Below are 7,852 nucleotides of genomic sequence, written 5' to 3'. Positions count from 1 at the left end.
ACATAGATGGTTGTCGACCCCTGCTTGATGTGCAGCCGCTTGATTTCCGCGCGCATCTCCTCGCGCAGCTTGGCGTCGAGCGCGCCGATCGGCTCGTCCATCAGCATGGCCTTCGGCCGCCGCACCAGCGCCCGGCCAATGGCGACGCGCTGCATGTCGCCACCCGAGAGCGCCGATGGCTTCTTGTCCAGCAGATCGGTGATTTGCAGCGTCTTGGCGACGGAGCGAACCTCGCTGTCGATCTCCGTCTTGCTCTTGCGCGTGGCGCGCAAGGGGAAGGCGATGTTCTCGTAGACGCTCATATGCGGATAGAGCGAGAACGACTGGAAGACCATGGCAATGTCGCGGTCGGCGGCCTTTAGATGCTGGATCGGTTTGCCGTCGATGAGGATGTCGCCCTCGTCGATCGTTTCCAGCCCGGCGATGGCCCGCAGCGTCGTCGTCTTGCCGCAGCCCGACTGGCCGAGCAGAACGATGAACTCGTTGTCGGCGATCTTGAGGTTCAGGTCCTTGATGACCTGGACGGCGCCGAAGAATTTCTGGACGCCGCGAAGCTCGATCTGGGTCAATGCTGTGCTCCCGGATTGCGCACCTGGCCGGTGCCGGCCTTTTCCTCAGGCGCGATCTTGGAGGTTACGTTGAAGCCGACCAGCCCGATCAGGATGATGGTCAGGCCATATGTGTGCAACAACAGGTTCCAGGGCTGGCAGAGTGCTATGATGCCGAGCACCATCAGCACCTGCGAACCGGGCTCCAGATATTTCTGGTTGATGGCACGAAAGCTCATTTGCGAATCGCTCCGAAGGACATGCCGCGCAGCAGATGGTTGCGGAGCAGGAACGTGAAGATCGCGACCGGCAGCAGGAATAGAAAGGTTCCGGCGGCGATCACCGTCCAGTCCGGCAGGCCCGAGCCGACCTGGCTCGGGATGAAGGGCGGTGCGGTCTGGGCGCGGCGGTTGGTCATGATCAGTGCGAAGGCATATTCGTTCCACGCGGTGATGAAGCAGAACACCGCGGTGGCGGCGATGCCGGTGGCCGCCTCGGGCAGCACGATCTTGAAGAAGGCCTCCATGCGCGTGTAACCGTCGACCAGGGCCGCCTCTTCATACTCTTTCGGTATCTCATCCATAAAACCCTTCATCAGCCACACCGAGAAGGACAGGTTGAACGCGGTGTAGAGGATGATCAGGCCCACATGCGTGTCGTTGAGGCCGACCGCCCGGTACATCAGGAACATCGGGATCGCCACCACCACCGGCGGGAGCATGCGTGTCGACAGGATGAAGAAGAGCAGGTCAGCCTCCCCCTTCACCTTGAAGCGCGAAAAGCCATAGGCGGTGAAGGTGCCCATGCCGACCGCCAGCACCGTGGAGGTGATGGCGATGATCAGCGAGTTCATGAAGCGGCTCGGATAGCCGGACCATTGCACCTGGCCCTTGCCGTCGCGCACGATCTTTTCACCGCCGTCGAAGACGACGCGCTCCCACCAGGGCGCTGCCGCATACTCTTCCGGCGTCGGCGCGCTGCGCAGTTGCGAGCGCTTGGTGAACAGTTTGACGAAGGGCGATATCTCCGGCTGGAACACCACCGTCGGCGGGATGGTCGTGGCAAGATTGCGCGGCTTGAACGCCGTCGAGGCGATCCAGTAGATCGGCGCCAGGAAGATGATCGTCACCAAAAGGACGACGACGATGGCGACGCGATTGAAGCCGATTTCGGAAGAAGTGCGGACGGCGGCCATCTCAGCGCTCCTTCACCTTGTTGAGGTATTTGACGTAGATGTTGGTGATAGCCAGCACCATGATCAGCACGATGTAGGCAAGCGCGCAGGAGCGCCCGGTCTGCCATTCCTGGAACGCCATCTTGTAGAGCCGGATCGAGATCACCTCGGTGGTTGGCTGGCTGGTCAGGATGTAGGCGAGATCGAAGGTCTTGAACGCCTCCATGGTGCGGAAGATGATCGCGATCATCAGAATCGGCGCGACCAGCGGCAGCGTAATGCGAAAGAAGGTATAGAACGAGCCGGCGCGGTCGATCGCCGCCGCCTCGTAGAGGTGCTTCGGCACTGCCGACAGGCCGGCAAGCGACAGCAGCATGACGAAGGGCGACCACATCCAGATGTCGGTGATGGCAACCGCGTAGAGCGCCATGTCAGGGTTGGACAGCCACTCGAAATTGCCGAGGCCGAGTGCATAGTTGATGACACCCCATGATGGATCATAGAGCAGTTTCCAGAACAGACCGACGACGGCCATCGACAGCATCATCGGCAACAGCAGCAGTGTCGTCAGCAGGCCCTTCAGCGGGATATCGCGGTTGAGCAGCAACGCCACGCCAAAGCCGACGATGACCTGACCGACCACGGAGACGATGACATATTTGGCGGTGATGGCGAAATTCGACCAGATGAACGGGTCGTTCAGCAGTTCGCGGTAATTCTGCAGTCCGACGAAATTGGCCGCCGCCGGGCTCGACGCGCGAAAGTCGGTGAACGAATAGCCGAGCGAATAGAGCAGTGGAAAGATGTTGAAGACGATCAGGAAAACGATCGTCGGAATGATGAAGAGATTTCGGATCGTGAGATCGCTCATGCCGCGGGTGGCGGAGCGCGAGTTGGGATCCAGCGTGGTCATGACTGCAGTGGCCAAGGCCAGTTCCTTCCTTGAGAAAAGAAAACGGAAGGGGTGGGCTCCCACCCCTTCCGAGCGTTAGTACCGCTTACTTCACGCGGTTGTACTTCTTGAACGTCGCGTTCCAGTCCGCGGCGAGCGCATCGAGCACTTCCTTGGCCGTGCCCTGATTGCCGGTGATGTACGGATAGACGCGTTGGTTCATCGCGATGAGCAGCTCGGCATATTCCGGCGTCGCCCAGAAGTCCTTCACCTTGAACATGGTTTCGTAGAAAGCCTTGTTGTAAGGCGTGGCGTTCTGGAATTCAGGCGACTCGAGCACCTTGGCACTTGCCGTGTAACCGCCGAGTTCCGCCCACTTCTTCTGCGTCTCGTCTTTGATGAACCATTCCAGGAACTTCATCGCCTCTTCCTTGTTGTTGGAATAGGAGATGACGGAGATGCCCTGGCCGCCGAGCGCGGCGAACTGGTCGCCGTTCGGGCCGGCAGGGTTGGCGAAGAAGCCTGTGTTCTTGGCATTCGGGTTCGAGGCTTCGTTGATGAGCGCCGGGAAGAAGGCGAAGTAGTTCATGCTCATCGCAGCCAGATTCTCGGTGATCGCCTGGTTGTCCTCGATGAAGAAGCTCTTGGCCCAACCAGGAGGTGTGAAGGAATAGAGTTCCTTGTAGACCTCGAGCGCCTTGACGTTCTGATCGGAGTTGATGATCCCGTCGACCTTGTAAGTGGCATAGTCGCCAAGTTCGCCGCCGTAGGAGAAGATGGCGTTCTCGACGCCCATCACCAGGGCATCATATGAATTGTCGGTGTAGATGGCGACGCCGTAGCGCTTCTGGTCGGGACGGTGGAAGAATTCGGCAATGTCGCGCAGCGCCTTGAAATCCTTCGGCACGCCGAGATCGTAGCCATACTTGGCCTTGAAGGCTTCCATTTCCTTGGGGTCCTCGAACCAGTCCTTACGGTAGGACCAGCCGACTGCGTCACCCTCGGCCGGGATCGACCAGTACTTGCCAGAGGCCGACGGATATTCGGCGTAGTACTTGACAGTCGCCGGCGCCATCACCTCCTTCAAATTATGCTTGTTGAAGAAGTCGGTAAGGTCGACATAGTGGCCCGCCTCGGATGCGGCACCGATCCACTGCGAGTCGCCGACCACCATGTCGTAGGCGCTGCCCTTAGCGTTGAACTCGGTGAATGCCTTGGTCTGGAAGTCGGACCAAGGTGTGGTTTCGACCGTGACCTTCACGCCGGTCTCGGCCTCGTAGAGATTGACGAGTTCCTGCAAATAGTTCGCCGGATCCCATTCCGCCCAGAATATGGTGAGTTCTTTGTCCTGCGCGTAAACGGACGTTCCGCAGGCAAGCGTTAAGCCGATACCAGCAAGTGCGCTGGTCACTAACTTGCGCATAATGATTTCCTCCCTTGTGCGCGTTCTACCTTATCGTGCGAGCCGGCAACGGGGCCGGCCCTGGTAGTTCCTCCCGTGATCGCACCTTCCCGGTTTCGAGCCTCCTCGCCCCTGCCGGAAAATGGATCGCAGCCCTCACTTTCGATCCGCTTTTCTGATCCAATCTGGTATTACCAATTTTGCATGCGCGTCAAGCCCTTTCTTGACAGCTTGACGTGGCCATTGCCATCGGATTCCGGCTTTATCTGCCTGTTTTACCAAGATTTTCCTACTCAGTGATATGATTGGGTATTGTCCGACACCCCACTCAACGGCTAAGATCAGTAGCGTGCATGCCAATCTGGTCGAACCAGATAGGCTCTATTTCATGACTGCCTTCGGATCGGGGCTGCCTCCTTCATCGACCGATTCCGCGACTGCCGCACGCACCAGCGCCCCGGCTGCCCACTGTGCGACCGCCCTCGTCCGGCGGCTGTCCAGTCCCCAGATATCCTTGAGCACAATCAGCACCTCGACGCCGAAGATCAGCGACAGCGCCTGCGCCAGCCGCTTGAAGTCGCGCGGCGGCAAACGGCTCTTGAGCGGCGCGATCGCATCTTTCAGCAAGTCGATGCGATGGCCGCGCGTAAAGGCGGGCTCAGCGCCCAGCGTGCCGGCCTGACGCCGCGCCCATTGATCGAGCGACAGCTTCAGTGCTGCCTTGAACGTGGCCTCGAAGGCCTCGATGCGCGGCATGGCCGTATCGAACAGCTCCGCGACCCGGCGCTCGGCATCGGCGGAGGTCGATTGCCAGGTGAGGATTGGCCCCAGCCCCTCGTCGACGACGGCCTGCACCAGTGCCGACTGGCTCGGGAAGTAACGATAGGCGGTGGCACGGGAAACCTCGGCCGCCTCGGCGACCTCGCTGACCGAGGGCGTGACGCCCGCCTGCATCAGCCTCGTTGCCGTCTCCAGCATCAGCCGTTTGGTCCGCGCGCGCGGCCCACGTTCGGGCACCGGGCCGGTTGCCCGTTCAGCGTCGTCGCTCGCAGTGGATTGTTGACGTGAGACATTCATACCAATACGATACGCGCGTCTCAAAAATTTGCAATGGTGTCCGCATCGTCGAGTGGCCCGGGCAATGAGCAATGGGGGCGGCATCGCGCCTGCCAGGATCGGGGGAGCGCAATGAAGCGTATCTATGTGGCGGGTACCGCGGACACGAAGGGCGAGGAGCTCGCCTTCCTGGCCGATGCGATCACTGCTGCGGGCGCCCTCGTTTGTCGTGTCGATGTCGGAACGCGCGACGCAACCATCCCCGTCGATATCGGCGCGAGGGAAATCGCCGACCATCATCCCGGCGGCCGTGACGCCGTGCTCGGCGGCAATGACCGTGGCGCCGCGGTCGCCGCGATGGGCATCGCCTTCGCCCGCTTCGTCCAGTCGCGCGCCGACATTTCCGGCATCATCGGCATTGGCGGCGGCGGCGGCACCTCGATCATCACGTCGGGCATGCGCGCCCTGCCGCTCGGCCTGCCCAAGATCATGGTCTCGACGCTCGCCTCCGGCGATACCGCACCCTATGTCGATGTCTCCGACATCATCATGATGCCTGCGGTGACCGACATGGCCGGACTGAACCGGATCTCCCGTGTCGTGCTGCACAATGCCGCCCAGGCGATCGTAGGCATGGCAACCAAGCCGGCGCCGCCACCCGACGGCAAACCATCGATCGGCCTCACCATGTTCGGCGTCACAACGCCTTGCGTGACCGCCATCGCCGACCAGCTCCGTTCCAGATATGACTGCATGGTCTTCCACGCCACCGGCACCGGCGGCCGCAGCATGGAAAAGCTGGCCGACAGCGGCTTGCTGTCCGGTATCGTCGACATCACCACGACCGAAGTCTGCGATCTGCTGTTCGGCGGCGTGCTGCCGGCGACGGAGGATCGTTTCGGCGCCATAGTTCGCACGGGGCTGCCCTATGTCGGCTCCGTCGGCGCGCTCGACATGGTGAACTTCTGGGCGCCTTCGACCATTCCGGAGCCCTATCGCGATCGGCTGTTCTACGAACACAATCCCAATGTCACGCTGATGCGCACCACGGCGGACGAATGCCGCGCGATCGGCGAGTGGATCGGCACCAGACTCGCCCGCTGCGGAGGGCCGGTGCATTTTCTCATCCCGGAAAAAGGCGTCTCGGCGCTCGACATCGAAGGCGGCGCCTTCTTCAACCCGGAAGCCGACGCCGTTCTGTTCGATGCCATCGAGCGCACCATCGAACCCAACAGCAAGCGCCGCGTGACGCGCCTGCCGCTGCATATCAACGACCCGGAATTCGCAAAGGCTGCAACATCAGCCTTCCTCGACATCGCCAGACAGTGAGAGATCCAGAAAGATGCCCGCCATACCGCGCAAGGATATACTGAAGAAATTCAGGGGAATGATCGCCAAGAGCGTGCCGATCGTCGGCGGCGGCGCCGGCACCGGCCTGTCGGCGAAAGCCGAGGAGGCTGGCGGCATCGACCTCATCATCATCTACAATTCCGGCCGCTACCGCATGGCCGGGCGCGGCTCGGCCGCCGGCCTGCTCGCCTATGGCAATGCCAACGAGATCGTCAAGGAAATGGCCTACGAGGTGCTGCCGGTGGTCAGACACACGCCTGTGCTGGCCGGCGTCAACGGCACCGACCCGTTCGTCATCATGCCGCTGCTGCTGGCAGAGCTGAAGACCATGGGCTTTTCCGGCGTGCAGAACTTTCCCACCATCGGCCTGTTCGACGGCAGCATGCGGCAAAGCTTCGAGGAAACCGGCATGGGCTTCGGGCTCGAGGTCGACATGATCGCCGAGGCGCACAAGCTCGATCTCTTGACCACGCCCTATGTCTTCAACCCCGACGAGGCCCGCGCCATGACAAAAGCCGGCGCCGACATCGTCGTCGCCCATATGGGTGTGACGACAGGCGGCTCGATCGGCGCCACCTCGGCCAAGTCGCTCGACGACTGCATCGTCGAGATCGATGCCATCGCCGACGCCGCGCGCTCGGTGCGCAAGGACGTCATCCTGCTTTGCCATGGCGGGCCGATCTCGATGCCCGACGACGCCCGCTACATCCTCTCCCATGCCAAGGGCCTGCACGGCTTCTATGGCGCCAGCTCGATGGAACGGCTGCCGGCGGAAGCCGCGATCGCCAAACAGACGGCCGATTTCAAGGCGGTGACACTTGGTGGTGACAAGACCACGAAGAAAAAGAAGGGATGATGAGACGATGACCGACACGAGCAAGGTATTTGTCTACCCGAAGGACGTCAGCGCCTTCGGTTTCGACTGGGGAAAACTGGCACTGACGGTGGCGCCGGAGGTGAATGGCGCGACCCGCTTTTCCGGCGGCGTGGTCGACCTGCCCTCCGGCAAGGGCCACACGCGCCACAACCATCCGGGCGCGGAAGAAATCATCTTCGTCATCTCCGGTCATGGCGAGCAGATGGTCGAGGACGAAAAGGGCAATCCGGTGGTCGCAAAAGTCGGCCCCGGCTGTACCATCTATGTCCCGGAAAGCCGCTTTCATTCGACGCTGAACACCGGCGACGGGCCGATGCAGCTTTTCGTCGTCTATTCGCCGGCCGGGCCTGAACTGGTTTTGCGCGAGCTGCCGGATTTCAGGCTGATCGCGCCGGGGCAGTGATGAACTTGTTCTAGGGTAGCGCTGCCCCTTGTATCTGCACGAGATGATTATGTGCGATGGAAGCGATTGAGCCTCGGGCCGGATGGCCATCCGGCCCGAGGCTTGGCGAAGTCGCCCGCTGCCCCTCCGGCTACAACCGTCAATGAGCTT

9 protein-coding genes are annotated in these 7,852 nt (G+C 61.4%); 3 read left to right on the top strand and 6 right to left on the bottom strand.

Translation table 11 applies throughout. The features are described from left to right. The 6 genes from EN939_RS13015 to EN939_RS12990 form a co-directional block, all read right to left on the bottom strand. On the bottom strand, positions 1–569 hold a 569-nt coding region (locus tag EN939_RS13015; protein ID WP_164750973.1), incomplete at its 3' end, for an ABC transporter ATP-binding protein. Continuing rightward, entirely contained in the window at positions 566–787 is a 222-nt protein-coding gene (locus EN939_RS13010; RefSeq protein WP_127268335.1) for a hypothetical protein, read from the bottom strand. The genes EN939_RS13015 and EN939_RS13010, both read right to left, overlap by 4 nt. Further along, a complete protein-coding gene (locus tag EN939_RS13005; protein ID WP_127268334.1) occupies positions 784–1,743 on the bottom strand; it encodes a carbohydrate ABC transporter permease in 960 nt (319 codons plus the stop codon). The genes EN939_RS13010 and EN939_RS13005 overlap by 4 nt, the downstream gene beginning before the upstream one ends. Position 1,744: 1 nt before the next feature. After that, positions 1,745–2,650, bottom strand: coding sequence for a carbohydrate ABC transporter permease (locus tag EN939_RS13000; RefSeq protein WP_023812446.1), 906 nt, complete (start codon positions 2,648–2,650; stop codon positions 1,745–1,747). A 70-nt stretch (positions 2,651–2,720) separates the two neighbouring features. After that, entirely contained in the window at positions 2,721–4,037 is a 1,317-nt protein-coding gene (locus tag EN939_RS12995) for an ABC transporter substrate-binding protein (RefSeq protein WP_127268333.1), read from the bottom strand. Positions 4,038–4,397: 360 nt separating this feature from the next. Beyond that, on the bottom strand, positions 4,398–5,093 hold the full coding sequence (locus EN939_RS12990; RefSeq protein ID WP_127268332.1) for a TetR/AcrR family transcriptional regulator: 696 nt from the start codon (positions 5,091–5,093) through the stop codon (positions 4,398–4,400). A 111-nt stretch (positions 5,094–5,204) separates the two neighbouring features. On the opposite strand from EN939_RS12990, the gene EN939_RS12985 reads away from it, so the two are divergent. The 3 genes from EN939_RS12985 to EN939_RS12975 are packed head-to-tail and all read left to right on the top strand — an operon-like array spanning position 5,205 to position 7,702. Next, on the top strand, positions 5,205–6,401 hold the full coding sequence (locus EN939_RS12985; RefSeq protein WP_127268331.1) for a Tm-1-like ATP-binding domain-containing protein: 1,197 nt from the start codon (positions 5,205–5,207) through the stop codon (positions 6,399–6,401). A gap of 13 nt (positions 6,402–6,414) precedes the next feature. Further along, positions 6,415–7,278, top strand: coding sequence for a phosphoenolpyruvate hydrolase family protein (locus EN939_RS12980; protein WP_127268330.1), 864 nt, complete (start codon positions 6,415–6,417; stop codon positions 7,276–7,278). Positions 7,279–7,285: 7 nt separating this feature from the next. Beyond that, positions 7,286–7,702, top strand: coding sequence for a cupin domain-containing protein (locus EN939_RS12975; protein ID WP_127268329.1), 417 nt, complete (start codon positions 7,286–7,288; stop codon positions 7,700–7,702). Positions 7,703–7,852: the final 150 nt, after the last annotated feature.

The sequence above is a fragment of the Mesorhizobium sp. M7A.F.Ca.CA.002.05.1.1 genome, assembly GCF_003998335.1.
Taxonomy (GTDB): domain Bacteria; phylum Pseudomonadota; class Alphaproteobacteria; order Rhizobiales; family Rhizobiaceae; genus Mesorhizobium.
This window is presented reverse-complemented; position numbering and strand designations above follow the sequence as displayed.